The organism is Mesorhizobium intechi (assembly GCF_002879535.1).
Lineage (GTDB): Bacteria > Pseudomonadota > Alphaproteobacteria > Rhizobiales > Rhizobiaceae > Mesorhizobium > Mesorhizobium intechi.
In genome coordinates this window covers 33538-50676 of sequence record NZ_PNOT02000203.1, presented here as the reverse complement: position 1 = coordinate 50676, position 17139 = coordinate 33538, and the positions used below count along the sequence as shown (strand labels likewise).

Below are 17139 nucleotides of genomic sequence, written 5' to 3'. Positions count from 1 at the left end.
GGCGAGCATGGTGCCTGATCGCCATGGGCGCAGGCCGCGTTCGGCTACCGGATCGTCTGAGCCGCGCCGCCCGCCGAGATCATTTGTGGAAGGCCGAGACGCTCATCGCGACCTGGGAAAAATCTGCTCGCAAACCCCGTTCTCCCAGGACCTGACGATCCTGCTCAACGCGGCGGCGCCGTCATATGTGATGTCGTCCCTGGTAAAGATCGGGCCAGCCGCCGACTGATGTTCCAACGACCGGCTATAGACCGTTTCCAAACCACCGTCGCCATATCGGTAGAGTTCAATAAGTGTTCCGACCCTCGCATATCGCAGGAAGGCCCGGGGCCGGCCGGCCTCCATCACGACGGTCTGCACGTTGATCACATTGTCGGCCGGCTCGTAATAGTCATAGCACGTGGTGAGGATGGTGTTCGGTCCATATTCCCAATACTCTTCGTAGCGTGCTTCGTGCGAAACATAATCGTCGATGCAGATCACACGCCGCATCCCGTCGAGACGCGCGCAGAGGCTCGCTGCGAGCCTCTTCGGCCTCTTTGTCAGCGGCCTGCCCGGAGCATGCCGGTATTCCCGTTCGATTCCGAGCGGCAAGGCCGAATAGACCGGGGAACGGGACCAGACTTCGTCGGCCGCCTGCTTGCTGGCTTGCCTGGCGAGCGGGAGATATCGGCGGCCGGCCTGCTCGAACCGGCCTTTCAGCTCGGTCAGGCCTGTTGCCAGCTGTTCGAGTTCGTCATGGCTTTCCATTACGCCTGGCCCTGATCGCGAATTCAATTTCCTGGGACCCGGACGTTACCGTCGCCGCGACCTCCAGGCGGCGAGCAAGCCAGCCCCAACGAGGAGCAGCAGAACCGCGTGGAACACGGTATCGCCCGGCGTCTGCCGCCCCAAAACCGACAGCGATCGTTAAGGGGCAGAGCTGCGTGCCGCAAGGCGCGAAGGCCTGCACGACAAGGGCCACGGCCAGAGAGCATGCCGGCCATACCCAAAACAGAACAAGGCCAAGAGCCAGCACTGCCCCGATTGCCGCTTCGGCGGTCATGGCACGCGCATTCGAAACCGGAGACGAGAATCCGTGGCATGGACCAAGGAAGCAAGTCCGCACAGCACGGTCTCGACGGTGAGAAGACGGCAAGTTTCGTGTGATGGATCAAGGTTTCACCCTGCCTGCGGCAAATCCGGCGAGATGCGCGTAACCACGCACCACCCGCTCGCGTTCAGGGTAGGAGGCCACCGCATCGATATCGTCGAAGCCATCGGGCGCCCGGGCCTCCACGAGATCGATCACTCCTTCCGGCCCGCCCTTCCGGTTGGAATGGACGATTTGCGCGGTGGCGGGACGTCGCTCTGCGTCATACGCACCGAGCGCGGCCTCCACGGATCCATGGGCCCGCAGGTGTTCCGCCAAGGAGCGCGCATCGATGATGGCCTGGCTCGCGCCGTTCGAGCCGACCGGATACATCGGATGGGCGGCATCGCCCAGCAGGGTGACGCGACCGAAGGACCAGCGCGGCAGCGGGTCGCGGTCGCAATTGGGGTATTCATGAAACGCGTCGGTGGCGTGGATGACCTGTGCCGGATCAACGTAATCCAGATGGAAACGGTCGCGCACGAATGGCAAGACCTTTTCGAGGTTGCCTGGGCGGCTCCAGTCGCCAAGGGTGAGCTTTCGGGCTTCTGCCTCCCGGCTTCTGGCCATCACGGCCCAGTTGGTCAGGCGCATGCCCGGATCGTTGGAAACGTTCTCGATCGGATAGAAGACGAATTTGGCCTGGTTGCCGCCGGCGATCGCCATGGTGCGCCCATCCCGCCATTTCGGCCACCGCGTGGCGCCGCGCCAGAGCATGACACCATTCCAGATCGGCGGCCCCTCGTCGGGGTAGAGTTTGGCGCGCACCGTGGAATGAATCCCGTCGGCGCCGATCAGCAGGTCCCCGCTGGCCTGCAGAGGCTTTCCGGCCTCGGACGGGAAAGCAATGACCTTGCTGCCGTGCTGTTCGAAGCCCGTCACGCTGCAGCCGGTCCGGATGGCGTCCCGTCCCAACCGGTCGATGACAGCCTGGTGTATCAGGCCCAGCAATCTGCCGCGATGGATGCTGAACTGCGGCACGGCATGGCCCGCATCGAGGCCGCGCAACTCCCGCCAGACGATCTGGCCGAACCTGTTTGCGTAGATCAGCTCGCGCGTCCGGATCCCGGCCGCGTCGAGCGCGTCCATCAGCCCGAGCTCGGCCAGCAGGCCGACAGCGTGCGGCAGCATGTTGATGCCGACACCGAGTTCGCGCACGGCATCGGCGCGTTCGAATATCTCGACTTCGATTCCAGCCCGGTGCAGGAAGAGCGCGGTCGTCAGTCCACCGATGCCGGCGCCCGCGATCAGCGCCTTCACGATCCTGCTCCCGATCGCGGATATTCGAGTTGCATGGCGACGATATCGGCCGTCGCTTGCCCATACCGGGCTGCGATGTTCTGCAAGGCCTCCTCGAGAGCCTCGGCTGGCCTTTTGCTTGCCCATTCACGGGGCAATCGCTCGCCGGACCAGATTGCGGTCACCCTATCCGGAAGGAGGCGCACACCATTGCGCGTCGTCACGGCTGTCGGATAGGCCGCGAGCAGCTCGACCCGGGAGCGATAGGTACGCGACCACGCATCGGCCACGAGCGCGAGCGAGACTTCATCCAGCTTCGGCTCGAGCGCGATGCCGAAACGATCCCGGCTCCAGACGGCGAGGCTGTTGCCCAGAATGGTCGTGGCGAAGGGGCGGGTCAGCTTGAAGGCAGCGCTGTCATGCCGGGAATCCCAGCGGTCCAGATCCAAGTCCTTGGCGACCGCTTCCGCCTTATCCCGTCCAGCGATCGCCTCGATCAATGTCAGCATCATCGGCATGGAGGCCGTGATGCCCGTGGTGGTCGCAACGCCCCGGTCCACCACCATGCGCCGATCCCCAACATATCGGATCGACGGATGGCGCTTCAGCAGATCATCGAGATAGTACCAATGAGTGGTTGCCCGCCGGTCATCGAGAAGTCCGGCAGCGGCAATGACCTTGGCACCGGCACAGATGGCGATGATGACCGCACCGTCTTTTGCCTGCTTGCGCAGCCACGCGATGACCGTTGGATCGTCGTCGCGGCTCATGGCCGGCACGATCACATAGTCGGGTCCTTCTGGATGGCGTGCATCGAAAGCGTCGATCGTCGCATCGGCTTCGACGCTGAGGGCCGGATAGAGTGTTACGGGACCGGCTTCGGTCGAAAGGGTTACAATCTCGCCAACGTCCGCCCGCCGTAAGATCCCGGTGGGCATCAGGTAGTCCGTCGTCTCCGTGGCGTCGTTTATGCCGACGACCGCAACAAGCGGCCGGCTGCGCTTCGGTGGCTTCAGCGCCGCCAGCATCACGTCCATTTCCGCCTGCGGGACCGGCGGCGCCGCGAAGGCGACAGGCCCGGCTGGCAGGGTCGCCAGCCACAGGCCTAAACCCGCCAAAGGCAGGAAAACAAGGGCCAGTCCAGCCCAGATGAAATAGCGCATGGACATCCGCCTTCCGATCGGAGGTTGGTTTTAATCCGCAGGCTATCGAGGGCCCTCCCTGGCGGAAATGACAGAAACAGCGTATTTTCTGCCAATGCATCATGTCGCGTTCGTCGTTTATCCCGGCTTCGAGCTCCTCGACATGTCCGGGCCTGCTTCCGTCTTCACCAGCGCCAACCGCAGCCTCGCGCTGAGCAGGAAGCCTCCGTTCTACGCCGTCGACTTGGTATCGGCGGCGGGTGGCCCGGTGACGAGCAGCAGCCGGGTCACTGTCGAGACACGAAGCCTGGAAGAATGTGCCCGCAAGGCGCTTGGCACACTCCTTGTCGCCGGCGCGGAGCGCGAATACCTGCTACCGGCTCTGGCGGAGCCGGCCTGGGCAACATGGCTTCCCAAGCTGGCTGGCAAGGCGCAAAGATTCGGCTCCGTCTGTTCCGGGGCGATCATCCTTGCAAGGCTTGGATTGCTCGATGGGCATCGCGTGGCGACGCATTGGGACGCCTGTCGGCCGCTTGCCGCCGCCTTTCCGACGGTCGCCGTCGATTCCGACTCGCTCTACGTGGTTGACGGGCGGCTATGGACTTCGGCCGGCGTGACCACCGGCATCGACATGGCGCTCGCCATGGTCGCCCGCGATCTTTCCGCCGACATTGCAGGCGAGGTCGCCAAGCGGCTCGTGCTCTATGCGCGCCGCCCCGGCTACCAATCCCAGTTCAGCCCTCTGCTTCGGGCGCAGGTAAAGGCCGACAGTCCTTTCGCCGAGCTGATCGCCTGGATCCTGGCAAACCTCGATGCACCTCTGGACGTTCCTGTGCTGGCGGATCGCGCCGGCCTCAGCGAGCGGACGTTCCACCGCAAGTTCGGCGCCGCCACCGGCCAAACCCCGGCCCGCTTCGTCGAGACGGCGCGCCTCGATGGCGCGCGCATGCTGCTCTGCCGCGGGCTTTCGCTGAAGTCGGTAGCCGCCGAGGTCGGCCTTTCCCCGGCAACACGCTTTACCGAAGCCTTCGAGCGCCGCTTCGGCGTCTCGCCGCGGCTATTCCGCCAGATGCACGCGGACCCGTGATAGGCAGGCGATTTCTCGCCCCGCGCCGCGCCATCGATCGACAGCATGATTTCAGAAACGAGATTTCAGTCATCTTTTTCTATTTCATGCCGGCGGGCGTGGACCTACCCAACCGGCAATTCGATCCAAAGTCCTTGGCGAATCATCGCTGATCGCGTTGCCATGTGGTACCCGTCACCTCGGCCTTTCCATCGCGACACCGATAGGCGTGGGTGCTGTCACGACCCATCGCGTGGGTCGTAACGCCGTTCAGCTCTCTTTGGAATGCGAACCCTCTATGGCGAGCTGGCCCGCGATCGGCAGCTTGCTCTACCTGTCCATCCTTGGCACGATCGTCGCCTATACGCTTTATCTGCGGCTGCTCAAAGTGTGGGGCACAGCCAGAGCCGGCCTGTACGCCTTCATCTCACCGATCATCGCACTCGCGGCTGGAGCCTGGCTCTTCGGCGAGGTGATCGGCCCCGCCGGGATCGGCGGCGCCATACTGCTTCTGTTGGCGGCAGGCGTCGCGCTGTCGCACAGTGCGAAGCACAGCCCCAAGAGAACCTGATGTAACTCCTATGTCATCACTACATCCCATCGCTGGTGACATCGCACTGGACCTCGCCAACACCGTGTCCTGGCGGGGAACGGAGCGCGAGACCGACCATCTCATGTCCGCCGCCGAGATCGTCGCATGGGCGAAGGAAGCTGACCTGGTCGATCGCAACTTCGAAATATCGGCGGGCGAAAGCGAGATCCTGCTAAGGCGCACCCTTGCGCTACGCTCAGCCATCCGCGAGGCGGGCGCGGCGATCGCTCATGGCAAGGATGCTCCCGTACGGGCCTTAGACGTCGTTCGCGATCTTGCGGCGAAAGCCCTTCAAGCAGCCGAGGTTTCGGGAGTTCCTGCAACCTTCAAGTTTACCGGAATCGACAGGATCGTCGGAGCTATCGCCTGGTCGGCGCTGGATCTTTTTCGCGGTGATGAGCTGTCCCGACTGAAGCAATGTCCGCCCGATGACTGCCAATGGTTGTTCATCGATCGCACCAAAAACAGCTCGCGTCGCTGGTGCGACATGGCTACATGCGGCAACCGCGCGAAGAAGCAGGCGCAACGAAAAGCGTGAGACGGCCTTTTCGCCGACTTCCGCGTTGCAAAGCGCCCTTTTGTAGGATTGAGCCCAACTTGAGTGGATATGCCCTGTGGCCAACATTCTAAGCCCTGAATTCGTCGATGGATTTAGCTTCGCTTTAGCAGCAAAGCCGCAACTGGTCGCCTGACGAATGGGGGAAGGGCCGTAGCGCTCTCCCGGTGCCAAATTTCATCAAACAAAAATCATCTACTTAGCTCGCTCAACTGCATCGGTGGCTGGTTTCATATCGCGTCCGGAGCTAGCGCCGCCTGATGTCGCTGAAGAAGCGCATTGCCGATAGGCCGGGCCAGGCAAGCTTTGCCATAAGGCAAGACCAGACGGATGAGGGCGCCCAATTGGTCGTCGCTGCCGCCTCCGGCGGGCGACACTGACAATAGCGAGCGTTGGCGACCAAAAGTTGGACTTTCTCCTCTGTGGAGTGGCCAATGCTTTCGGCGATATCTCGGATTTGTAAGTCTCTGAAGGCGACCATGTTGGATACACCAGATGTGAACTCGACGACATCTAACGTGACCATGCAGTGGTAGTTCCGTACATCCTGGTCCTTCAATGGATCTTCGGCCCCGGCGTTACCTCCTCGATCCGGGCCTCTACGCGATCCCGGTCCATCGCATGCTCAAGGCCTTGGCCTTGCACGTCCCTTGTCCTCACGATTGTGCGCCGGCGCGTCTGTCAAAGACGCTCACGATGAGGGGCCGCATTGTCGGTCATTTCTCTGCCCGGCAGGTTTAAGGCCCGATCTTCGGCTGAGGATGCAGGGCTCCGCGCTGCCGCAGCGATAAATTCTTAGAGACCACCAATGCGCCGACACACATTTGATATTGAAAACGGATTCGGGCGACCGTTACAAAATCGACGTTCACCATTGCTTTCTAAGGATCTTGCGATGGATCGCGTGGCGCATGACGGCGAGGTCAATCCTTGCGTTGAAGTGATCGAAGCCTGCGGAGAGTGGTTCGTCCGTGTGGTCGATGGCGACGAAGAACTAACCCGAGCATTCGAACTAGAGTCGTTTGCCCTGACATATGCAGAGGGCCAGCGAAGACGTCTCGGGCTCGCTGATTTCGATCGGCTATAGGCTAACCGTCGGGGAATGGCCGGTGCGGGTGGGCGTTGGGGCGCGACTGATGCCGCACCGGCCATTGCGGTGAGTTTTCGGGTTCCTCCCCGCTCCGACGAGTTTGTCTTTATATTAGCAAGTTTGCAATTAATCCTGTTGGACTACCCAGCCGAAGGAAGCGGCACCGGCCCCGTGGAGTTCCATCGGATAAACTCGGACTTCTTGCCGGTGACATCTCGCATGCCCCTCGGCCGGCTTTGACTTCCTTCGTTCGCATGTTTCGCCGATATCCGTAGCAGCGCATATTCCCGTCAGCCGGCGCCGCCCGTCCTCAGGGCCCCTGTCGGTCAGGCCCAGCGGCCTTCCGCTGCCAGTCCCCCTCGCAACCCCAGGCGCTGGGCCGTTGCGTAAGATCGCCGCCTGCGGCGGTCCGAGCACCCGAAGACCCCCAAAAGGTCCTGGTGCATCGAACCGTGCCCAAAAGGTCTCGCCGCGACGACGATTCCGGCCTGCCGTGCGAATCCAACGGCGGCTGCCATCGAAGGCAGCCGCCTTTCGCTTTCACCGCTCGCTCAACGCAACCATGCGCTCGAGTGCCGCCGACAGGCCGTTGAGCGACACCGGGAATGTCAGCGGGGTCTCGGCGGCGGTGGTGACGTTGAGCTTCAGCACCGAGCCCACTTTCATCTTTCCGAGCGTCGACCGATCGATCGAAAACACCACGATACAGCCGTTTGGCAGGCAGGTCCTTAGCCGCTGCTGCGACAGGGGCGGTTGATCGTCGACCTGAAACGTTACGCCTGGATCGAACAATATGCCGAAAGGCAGCAGCAGGGTTCCCGTCAATCCACCCTTCTGCCCCACGCGCAACTCCACGGCCAGAAGCCGCTGGCCGTTTTTCTGCGTCTGGTCCTGTGTAACCGTACAGACCCGTGCATTGTCCTGCATGCTGCAGGCCAGCTGCCAGTCCTGATAGGTTTCCTGGACCGACGATGCACCGTTCGGAAGCGACGCTACTTGCTCCTGTTGCTGTGCCCGGGCAGCCGGCGGCATCGTGGCGGCGAAGGCAGACACGGAGATGACGGCTGACTTCAGGAGAACATGTCTATGAAGCAAGGATTGCGACTTTCTCTTTCCGTCGAAGGGAGCGGCCGTTCAACCGCTTCATGTGCAGACCCATTCACGGATCTTGCACTTGGCCCCTGACGCCTCGCAGGCCCGCAAGGCGAGGTCTTCGGCCTCCCGGCGGGTCTCGGCCGAGTTCACGCCCCAGGGCGTGAAACGGTTCTCGACCTTGTCGGCCATGGCGAGCGCGCCGCAGTGCTTGTAGGGAAAGCCGGTCTCGTCGTCGTCAGTCCAATGGCGATGGTTGCGGAAGACGGAGACGACGTTGCAGGCCTTGCCGCCGGCGTTCTCGCAATATTTCTGCGCGATGTCCTTCGCCTCCTGCCGCTTGTCGGCGCCCCAGAAGAAACCGTATTTGCTGTCGGACTGCGAATAGGCAATGGCCGCCCAAATGCCTTTTTCCTCCTGCTGCGGTTCCGACGGGGCCACCAGGTCGGCCGAGATGACGTGTCCGCTCCACAACAGGGTCAAGCCCAAAACTGCCAAAGCCCGTAATCTCATGGTCGGCACCCCTTTCGTTGATCCTGGTCGCTTTGCCTACTTCGCCGCCGAAGCGACGGAGATCACCACACAGCTTTTGCCTGTCGGCAGGAGAAGGGCCTCACCGGCATTGCCGCCGAGCTCGTAAACCTCGACCTGCCCGAGATGGTCGGTGATCTTGCTGCCTTGCGGAAGAATGGACGGGATGTCGGCGCACGCGCTGGCGAACGGCGCCACCCGCACCATCGTCCCTTCGCAACCGGAGGCGGTGGGCGATGCGAAAACGACGCCGGCGGCAGGCCCGCTATAGCGTTCGGTCGCATAGTCCATGCCGACGAAGGCCTGGACCGCATGCTTGTCGGCGGCCTGGTCGTTCCACAAGGATTTGACGCTGTATTTCGTGCCCGTCGTCAAAATCTGTCCGAGCACCGGGTAGACAGTTGAACAGGCCTGCACCCCGGCTTGCTTGACATGCTCGAGGAAAGGCGTGTCCGGAAGCGCCGGGTTGGCCGTCTCGGCCTGTGCGGCCGTCGCGCTGCCGACCAGATTGGCGATCGCGGCATAGTTCCCGGCGGCGAAGCCAAGGCCGGCCACGGCGAGCCCCAACAACGAAAGTCCGACGACGCGCGGCCATCGCCGCCGCGTCGGTTCGACGAGCCGCTGCCGATCCGCCTCGACGGCCGCGCTGCTGCGTTTTGCGGACATGAACTGGTCCTGCTGGCTCATTGTGCTGCCCCGGTCATTTGAGTGGCGAAAGGGCTGCCGTCAGCCCCTTGAGTGTTGCTGCGGTCACGGTGACCGTCTTGCCGTCGACGGTCGGATAGGAAATCGCCGGCGTCGCGTTTTGCGAGATTTGCTGGCGCATGACGGGGCCGACCGGCAGCATGCCGACACAGACCACTTCATTGCAGCCGTTCAGGTGGACATCGATCGCCTGGTCCCGCCCGTCGAACTTCAGCGACACCAGGCCGTCGCTCCTGGCATTCGGCGCGGTGCGGACGATCATGTAGGGCTTGCCCTCCTGCGTGGCGGCCAGCGACCAGCTGAAGGCCATCTTGCCTGAGGAGTCCTCGATAATCTGCGAGACATTGCAGACCTTCTTGCGCGCCTTGAGGTTCTCGTCGCAGATCAGCGTCCAGTTTTCGAAAGGACGGATCGTGCGCTGATAGGTTCCCAGTTTCACGTCGGGCGGCAGCACCACATCCGAAGGCTTGATCCTGTAGGGCGACGCAACCTGCCCCGCGGCCGGCGCGAGGCCGCCGCAGAGCACGAGGCAAGTAAGTACGGCAATTCCTTTCATTCCTGCCTCAGTTCAAGGTGAAGCTGATGCCTGCGCCCACGCCGACATGACCGCCGGCGGCCGTGCCCGACACGTTGCCGCGGATGCGGCCGTCCTCGCTCGTGTAGCCCGCACCGAAGGCCAAGGCGCTGGAATCCCGCCAGAAGCCGCCGCCCGCCGCGACGCTGAGCTTGCCGGGACGGTCGTCATAGCGCAGCGAGGCAGCGGCAAGTCCAATCGCCGCCGCCTGGCGGGCTTCGTCGCGTATGCCGTCGATGTCGGTATTGAGCTGGCTGAGCTTTTGGTCGGTATAGTTGTTGGCCTGCTGCAGCGTCGTGGCGGCCACCTTGTCGGTGTAGCTGTTGGCCGTGTTGATGCTCGTGGCCAGCCCCTGGTTCAGCTGGTTGACGTTGACCGCATCGGTGCCCGCCACACCGGGGCCGACATTGGAGATCACCACCGGCGCGTTGACGTCGCCGCCCTGCAGCGTGATGCTGTTCTTCTTGCTGCCGTCCGGATTGGTGTCATAGGTGACGGCATTCTGGGTGAGCGATCCGAGGCCCGATTTCAAATCCTCGACCGCCGTGTTGGTGGCGTAGAGCTGCGAGCCGTTTATCGCATCGGTGCTGCCGGCATTGACCCGTCCGGCGGCGACATTGGTGATCGTGCGCTCGGCGCCGGCGTCGCCGACGCTGACGGTCCCGGTCGGGGTGGTGCCGGCAAAGGCGTAGGTCTTGCCGTTGATGACAGTACTGGAGGTGCCGACAGCGGTCTTCGTCACCGAGCCCGAACCCAGCGCCACGTCATTGGCGTTGTTGGCCTTGGCGCCCTGGCCGAGCGCCACCGCGCCCTGGCCCGTGGCGGTCGAACCATTGCCGGCGGCAAGGCTGTTGGTGCCGCTGGCCACGCTGGCCGGCCCGATCGCCACGCTGTCGGTGCCGCTGGCGGTGGAATCGGCCAGCGTCGAATTGGCGTGGAAATACTTGATGCCACCGCCATTGCTGATGTTGGTCAGGGCATTGTTGACGGCGGTGAACCCGTCATAGACGGTCGAATAATTGTTGCCCTGGATGGTATAGGTCGGGCCTGTGACCGAGCCGTCGGCGTTGACGACCGTGGTGCCGCCTAAAAGACTGCTGACATTCTGCGCCACGCCGCGCAGCTGCGAAACGTTGACGGCGTCGGTGTCGGCCGAGCCTCCGGCGACATTGGTGAGCTTGCGCGCGGCGCCGGCGGCACCGATCGACACTTCGCCCACCGAGGTCTGCGGGGCGGTGAGCGCAAAGGCCGTGTAGCCGGCCTGCGCGCCGACCGTGGTGATGGACTGCGCACCCAGCGCCACGCTGTTGATGAAGGTGCTTTGCGCGCCGGCGCCGAGCGCCACCGACTGGATGCCGGACGCCAGCGAATTGGTGCCGAGCGCCAGGCCGTCGGCCAGCATGACATGGGCGTTCTGGCCGATGGCCGTGCCGCCCGGCGCGGTCTGGTCGACGATGGCGCCATTGCCGATGCCGACGCCATTGTCGCCGTTGACGACCGTGGTCGGGCCGACCGCGACCGATTCCGCGCCGACCGCGAGTGAGTCGCCTGCCGTCGAATTGGCATGGAAATACTTGGTCGACGTTGCCGAGACAGAGGCGATCACGCCCTGCAGCTGCCGGACGGTGACGGCATCCTGCGCCTGCGTGCCGTCGGCCACATTGGTGATCTGGCGGTAGGACGTGGCGGTGCCGACCGACACGGCGCCGAGAAGCGTCTTGTCGGTGGTGTTGTACTGGATGAAGTTCGATGGACCGGCGGCGATCTGGCCGGTGGCTGGCGCCACGGCCCGGTCGGAGACGGAACCCGAACCAAGCGCCACGCTGCCGTCGATGCTGGCCAGTGTGTCGCGGCCGAGCGCCAGCCCGCTGACGCCGGTCGCGGTCGCCTGGTAGCCGACGGCGGTGGAGCCGACCCCTTGCGCAAAGGAATCGGTTTGCGCCAGTCCGGCCTCGTTGGTGCGGGCGTAGCGGATGCCTATGCCGTTGGCGTCGGTATAGGCGGTCGAGGTGTCGCCGGCGATGTTGTTGATCGTGTTGCCGAGATTGGTGACGCCACTGCCGATATTGGCGATATCGGTCGTGTTCTGCGTCACCTGCTGGTTGGTGGCGAAGAGCTGCGAGCCGTTGACTGCATCGGTCGAGCCGCCATTCAACTGTCCGGCCGCGACATTCTGGATCTGGCGCTCGGCGCCGGCCGACCCGACCGAGAACGCGCCCGCCGGCGTGCCGCCTGCGAAGGTGTAGTTCACGCCGCCGATCGTTGCTCCGCCGACATTTGTCGTTGCTCCTGACGTCGAATTCAGGCCGATCGCGACGTCACCGGAATTGTTGGCCACGGCGTTGGGTCCGACCGCGACGGAATTCGTTCCAAGGGCCTGGGAATCCGGCAGGGCCGAATTGGCGTGGAAATACTTGATGCCGCCGCCAACATTGATGTTGTTGAGCGTTGTGCCAATGGCATCAACCGCCTGGTTGGTTGCGAAGAGCTGCGAGCCGTTGACCGCATCGGTCGAGAGCGCACTGATCCGCCCCGCCGCCAGATTGGTGAGCGTGCGCTCCGCGCCGGGCGCGCCGATGCTGACCGTCGAGGTCGGGTTGGTGCCCTGGAACGCATAGGTCGTGCCGTTGATCACGGCATTGGGCGTGCCGACCGCGACGGCGGTCACGGAACTCAAGCCGAGCGCCACGTCGCCGGCATTGCCGGCGCTGGCGCCGGCACCCAGCGCGAGCGCATTCGCGGCGCCGGCGTTCGCTCCTACGCCGAGAGCGGTTGATTGGAAGCCGGTTGCGAAGGCGTTCTGGCCGATCGCCGTGCTGGACGTGGCTGTTGCATTGGCGTTGGCGCCGATGGCGGTGCTGTATTGGCCCGAGGCCTTGGATATGTAGCCCAACGCCGTTGCATCGAGAGCCGATGCGACGGCGCCGGTGCCGATGGCCGAGGCGTTCACATCGGAGGCGCTCGCATTGGTACCGGCCGCGATGGAGCTCGTCCCAGACGCCGTCGAGGTGGGTCCGATCGCAACGGAGTCCGTGCCTGTCGCAGACGAGTCCGCCAATGTCGAGTTGGCATGGAAATACTTGATGCCGCCGCCGACATTGATGTTGTTGAGCGTTGTGCCAATGGCATCAACCGCCTGGTTGGTTGCGAAGAGCTGCGAGCCGTTGACCGCATCGGTCGAGAGCGCACTGATCCGCCCCGCCGCCAGATTGGTGAGCGTGCGCTCCGCGCCGGGCGCGCCGATGCTGACCGTCGAGGTCGGGTTGGTGCCCTGGAACGCATAGGTCGTGCCGTTGATCACGGCATTGGGCGTGCCGACCGCGACGGCGGTCACCGAGCCCGAGCCCAGTGCCACGTCGCCGGAGCTCGCCGCAGCGGTGGCGCCATTGCCCAGCGCGACATTGCCCGCAAGGCCGGCGGCACCCGCCGTGGTGCCATTGCCCAGCGCCACGGAACCTTGTCCGATCGCCTTGTTGTTGTTGCCGATGGCGACAGCGCCCGCTGCCTGGTTGGCGGCAGTGGCGGTTGCCGTGCCGTCGCTGTTGGCGATGTTGTTGGCACCGCCGGTGAAGGCGCCGGTGCCGCTCGCATAACTAGGATCGCCGATCGACACCGCGCCATTGCCATAGGCGGTGTTGCCGGAGCCGATGGAGACGGCCTTGCCGCCGGTCGCCACCGCGTTGATGCCCATGGCGACCGCCTCGGCCGAATCGGCCTTGGCACTTGTGCCGACGGCGATGGCGTTGGCAGCGCTCGAATTCGCCCCGAAGCCGAGCGCCACCGCGTTGATGGAGGAAGCCTTGGATGCAACGCCCACGGCAACGGAGCCGCTCGCGCCGGTCGCCTGGGCACTGGACCCGAGCGCGGTATTGTCGGACCCTGTAGCCTGGGCATTGACACCCACGGCCGTCGACTGGGTGGCGCTGGCGACGGTTCCGATGCCGAGTGCGGTACTGGCGGTTCCGCCGGCGCTGGCGCTGACGCCGGCAGCGAGAGAATTGTTGCCGGCCGCGCTCGATCCAGACCCGTATGATGAGGCGTTTGTGCCACTCGCAACGGCCTGGCGTCCGGTGGCAGTGGAGTTGTCGCCGCTGGCGTTGGCACCAGCGCCCATGGCAACCGACAAAACACCACCGGAGTTTGCATTGTTGCCGAGCGCGACGCCGGAGGTCGCGGTGCTGGCAACGATCGCACCCGAGCCTATCGCAACGGCGCCACCGCCAGCGAGCGTCTGCGCCTGGTTACCCAAGGCGACCCCGAAAGCCCCCGAAGCAACCGTGGTGGGGCCGAGGGCGACGGAGTTAATGCCCGACGCAGCGGCTGTGACGCCCATCGCTATGGCTGAGGTTCCAGTTGCCTTGCTTTGGCGTCCGATCGCAGTGGAGTCAACCTGGGACGCCAGTACATCCGTGCCAATGGCGATGGCGCTTTCTTGAAGGGCACCCCCTCCCGCAACAGTTCGGTTGCCGAGATTGACGGCGTTGATCGCGGTTGCGGTCGCCTGGAAGCCGATGGCGATGGCATTTTGGTTGCTTGCGACGGCGCTGTTACCTTGGGCAAGCGCATCCAGCCCGGACGCTGTTGCCCCGAACCCGAGCGCGGTGGCGCGTAGCCCGGTCGCCCGGGTAACATAGCCGATCGCCGTCGAGTTCAGTCCGTCGGCACGCGCGTTCAGGCCAAAGGCGGCCGCGCCTGTGGTTGCAACCGAGTTGACGCCAATGGAGCTTGCTCCGTCCCCGTTGGCCTTGGCGTTCCCGCCTAGAGCGAGGGCATTGACGCCGGTTGCCCCCGCGAAGACACCTATGCCTATGGAATTGAGGCCATTGACACTCATCGTGTAGCCGATGGCGATCGTAGCATTACCCGTTGCGGTGACACCGGTGCCCAACGCCACGGCGTCGTCGCCATTCACCTTGGCGCCAGCGCCTATTGCGGTTGAGGCAGAACCAGTGGCGGTGCTCGCACAACCGATAGCTACGCTTTGCACCCCTGCGGAAGGAGTCGTGCAGTTCGCCACGTTGGTCACAACCCCGTTGCCAATGGCGACCTGCGCGAATGCCGCCTGCGGAACCATGATCCCGGTGACGGCGAGCAGCGCTCCTGCCGCCCCACCGAAACCCAGCGTTCCCAGCCCCAGGCGATTTCGTTTGAGCCCAAGCACGCGGTGCGCCATGCGCAGCACCGCCATCAGGCGGCGCCGGAGCGCGCGGGAGCCGTGCTCGGCCCCCGCAATCCAATGTCTGGCGAAATGCGCCGTGCGGTGCTGAACAAACGAGCCACTCGAAATGCGATTGTCGGTCATGGTCCCTCTCCGTTCGCCAGCCGTCATCAAATGTCTGACAATTCCAGCGTCACCAGAAAGCCATGATTCTGCCTTGCGGTATTTCAGGAAATTGCTGTCTCGTGAGAAAAGATCGGCGCGAGATGGTGGAGGTTAACGGCTCGTTACCTTAGTAATTGCTTTAATAAGAGACTCATCCGCCAACGTCAGAGTAATTCCGCAGTCTGTGTTGCCGGTCAAGCTTCGCGCCTAAGCTTGCTCGACCGCGCCTGCAGCGGCGTTACACCGCGATATTTCTTCATGATGGTAGTAAAATGGCTCTGGCTTGAAAATCCGGCCAGATGGGCGATATCGGCGATCGTCATACGGCTGTCGGCAAGCAGGCTCTCGGCGAAATCCAGCCGCAGACTGAGAACATACTGGTGCGGCGGCGTCCCGAACGTCCGCGAGAAGGCCCGCATGAAGTGATAGGGCGACAGCCCGCAAACCGCCGCCATTTCGGCAAGCGACAGCTTGCGGGAAAAATTTGCGTTCAGGAACTCCTGCACCCGGCGCGCGGCGCGCGCTGAAAGTCCGCCTTTTGGATTCAGCGCAGGCGGTTGTTCGGAATTGGTTCCGGAAGCAGATCCCGAGGAACCATCATCACGCCGCATGTCCCGGCCTCCTGATATGCCCCAGATGGAACTCAACCCAAGGCCGCCCTCCCCGTTCCCTCGAAAAACAATTCGTGATTGATCGCACCGCACCCGCATCGCTAGCCCAGTTCATCTCATCGGCCCAGCCGGATGGCGAACAATGCCGGGGCTGCATGGCATTTCGAACGACTCCCGTTAAGCGTTGCGGCATGTTGCGGCTGGCGTATTTTGAAAAACTCCGGAAGTTTTGTAGGAAACTCCGCTCCTTGCCTGGCGGTCGGCTGGTGTGGTTTCCGTGCCATAGTTGAACTCTCAATCCTTGACCGAAGCATTTCCGGCATTGGTGGGCGTCCTTCCCCGGAATTTCTTCATCGTTGCGGCCAGATGGCTCTGATCCGAAAACCCGGCAAGGTAGGCGACTTGGGCGATCGACAGCTCGCCGTCGGCGAGCAGCCTTTCGGCGAAGTCCAGGCGCAGGTTGATCAGGTAGCGATGCGGCGGCATCCCGAAGGTGCCGGCGAAGCTTGCGATGAAATGATTGGGGGAAATGCCTGCGACCGATGCGAGTTCGGCGACCATGACCTTGCGCGCGAAATTCTCGTCGAGATATTCGCGTACGCGCCGGGCGCCGACGGCGGAGAGCCTGCCCTTGGACGATACCGCCGGCCGGCCGCGGCCCGTGTAGGTGCGCAACAGATGCACGCCGAACACGGTAAGCAGCGAGTCCAGGTAAAGCTCGTTCGGCGGCAGCTTTCCCGTCAGCTCGGCGGTGATCATCCGTGCAATATTGAGGGCCTTCAGGTCGACGGTGCCGAATGCCGGCGGATCGAGCTCCGCGTCGGCGAAATCGGACTCGTGAGCGGCCAACCCCGACAGCGCTTCGGGAGAGATGGAAACGACGGCGTTTTCCCTGGCCTGCGACCAGGCGAAGGTGCTGTCGACCCCCGCCGGATTGATGACCAGGCACCCGACCGGCGCATCGTATTCCGTGATCCTGTCGCTGCCGAGCGAAGCCCTGAAGTTGCGTCCGGGCTTCAGCACGATGCCCGCGGAATGTTCCTTGGCCAGGAACGTCTGCGACCCGGGACCGCGGACGGAATGGATGACGCTGCCACGTGCGGTGGCTCTCCTGGGGCCGGCGCTTTCTGGAACGATATCCAGGACATATCGGGCCGTCCGATCGACGCCTCGGGAATCGCCGCCTTCCCTAGCCTCGCCAGCATTTCTCATCAGCCTCGCCTCAGCCGCCTTGCCGTTGCTTGAGACCCCCTTATGCCCGACCCGAAATAAGCGTAACGCACGGGCCTTGGATAGGGAAGAACTTCCCCGCGCAAAGAAAAATTTAAATTCGGGAAAAGAAAGAAAAAACGGCCGATATGGGAAGTCGGCGAGCATTCTGTTTCACGGTGACGGCAGGCCTTTGCACCCTGAGGCTCGTTTATCGGCCGTGGCGCGGGTTGCGCGAACCCATTGCTTGGTTTTGGCACCGAAATCGGCGGCCAGG

The 17139-nt window shown here is 63.6% G+C and carries 14 protein-coding genes; 4 read left to right on the top strand and 10 right to left on the bottom strand.

What is annotated here, in order from left to right; genetic code table 11:
* Window positions 1–102: 102 nt before the first annotated feature.
* From C1D09_RS17200 to C1D09_RS17190, 3 genes are all read right to left on the bottom strand, one after another.
* A complete protein-coding gene (locus tag C1D09_RS17200) occupies window positions 103–750 on the bottom strand; it encodes a hypothetical protein (RefSeq protein ID WP_143975436.1) in 648 nt (215 codons plus the stop codon).
* Window positions 751–1153: 403 nt separating this feature from the next.
* Window positions 1154–2392, bottom strand: coding sequence for a flavin-dependent oxidoreductase (locus C1D09_RS17195; protein ID WP_143975435.1), 1239 nt, complete (start codon window positions 2390–2392; stop codon window positions 1154–1156).
* Window positions 2389–3540, bottom strand: a complete 1152-nt coding sequence (locus tag C1D09_RS17190) for a DJ-1/PfpI family protein (protein ID WP_143975434.1) — start codon at window positions 3538–3540, stop codon at window positions 2389–2391. The genes C1D09_RS17195 and C1D09_RS17190 overlap by 4 nt, the downstream gene beginning before the upstream one ends.
* 61 nt (window positions 3541–3601) lie before the next feature.
* Here C1D09_RS17190 and C1D09_RS17185 point away from each other — a divergent pair, with 61 nt between their 5' ends.
* From C1D09_RS17185 to C1D09_RS17170, 4 genes are all read left to right on the top strand, one after another.
* On the top strand, window positions 3602–4600 hold the full coding sequence (locus C1D09_RS17185) for a GlxA family transcriptional regulator (RefSeq protein WP_246135785.1): 999 nt from the start codon (window positions 3602–3604) through the stop codon (window positions 4598–4600).
* A gap of 277 nt (window positions 4601–4877) precedes the next feature.
* Entirely contained in the window at window positions 4878–5150 is a 273-nt protein-coding gene (locus tag C1D09_RS17180) for an EamA family transporter (protein ID WP_143975432.1), read from the top strand.
* A gap of 10 nt (window positions 5151–5160) precedes the next feature.
* Window positions 5161–5709, top strand: a complete 549-nt coding sequence (locus C1D09_RS17175) for a CGNR zinc finger domain-containing protein (protein WP_143975431.1) — start codon at window positions 5161–5163, stop codon at window positions 5707–5709.
* 826 nt (window positions 5710–6535) lie between these two features.
* Window positions 6536–6814, top strand: coding sequence for a hypothetical protein (locus tag C1D09_RS17170; RefSeq protein WP_246135784.1), 279 nt, complete (start codon window positions 6536–6538; stop codon window positions 6812–6814).
* Between the two features lie 543 nt (window positions 6815–7357).
* On the opposite strand, the gene C1D09_RS17165 is transcribed toward C1D09_RS17170, so the two are convergent.
* The 7 genes from C1D09_RS17165 to C1D09_RS17135 form a co-directional block, all read right to left on the bottom strand.
* The gene (locus tag C1D09_RS17165) at window positions 7358–7849 is read right to left on the bottom strand and encodes an invasion associated locus B family protein (protein WP_143975440.1); all 492 of its coding nucleotides are present in this window, start codon (window positions 7847–7849) and stop codon (window positions 7358–7360) included.
* Window positions 7850–7960: 111 nt separating this feature from the next.
* Window positions 7961–8422 carry a DUF4189 domain-containing protein gene (locus C1D09_RS17160; protein ID WP_143975430.1) on the bottom strand — a complete coding sequence of 154 codons (462 nt, stop codon included), beginning with the start codon at window positions 8420–8422 and terminating at the stop codon, window positions 7961–7963.
* Between the two features lie 36 nt (window positions 8423–8458).
* The gene (locus C1D09_RS17155) at window positions 8459–9127 is read right to left on the bottom strand and encodes a hypothetical protein (RefSeq protein WP_143975429.1); all 669 of its coding nucleotides are present in this window, start codon (window positions 9125–9127) and stop codon (window positions 8459–8461) included.
* Between the two features lie 13 nt (window positions 9128–9140).
* On the bottom strand, window positions 9141–9701 hold the full coding sequence (locus C1D09_RS17150) for an invasion associated locus B family protein (protein WP_143975428.1): 561 nt from the start codon (window positions 9699–9701) through the stop codon (window positions 9141–9143).
* Window positions 9702–9708: 7 nt separating this feature from the next.
* Window positions 9709–15021 carry a beta strand repeat-containing protein gene (locus C1D09_RS17145; RefSeq protein ID WP_143975427.1) on the bottom strand — a complete coding sequence of 1771 codons (5313 nt, stop codon included), beginning with the start codon at window positions 15019–15021 and terminating at the stop codon, window positions 9709–9711.
* A gap of 215 nt (window positions 15022–15236) precedes the next feature.
* Entirely contained in the window at window positions 15237–15653 is a 417-nt protein-coding gene (locus tag C1D09_RS17140; protein ID WP_246135783.1) for an AraC family transcriptional regulator, read from the bottom strand.
* Window positions 15654–15947: 294 nt separating this feature from the next.
* Window positions 15948–17030, bottom strand: a complete 1083-nt coding sequence (locus C1D09_RS17135; RefSeq protein ID WP_246135782.1) for a helix-turn-helix domain-containing protein — start codon at window positions 17028–17030, stop codon at window positions 15948–15950.
* Window positions 17031–17139: the final 109 nt, after the last annotated feature.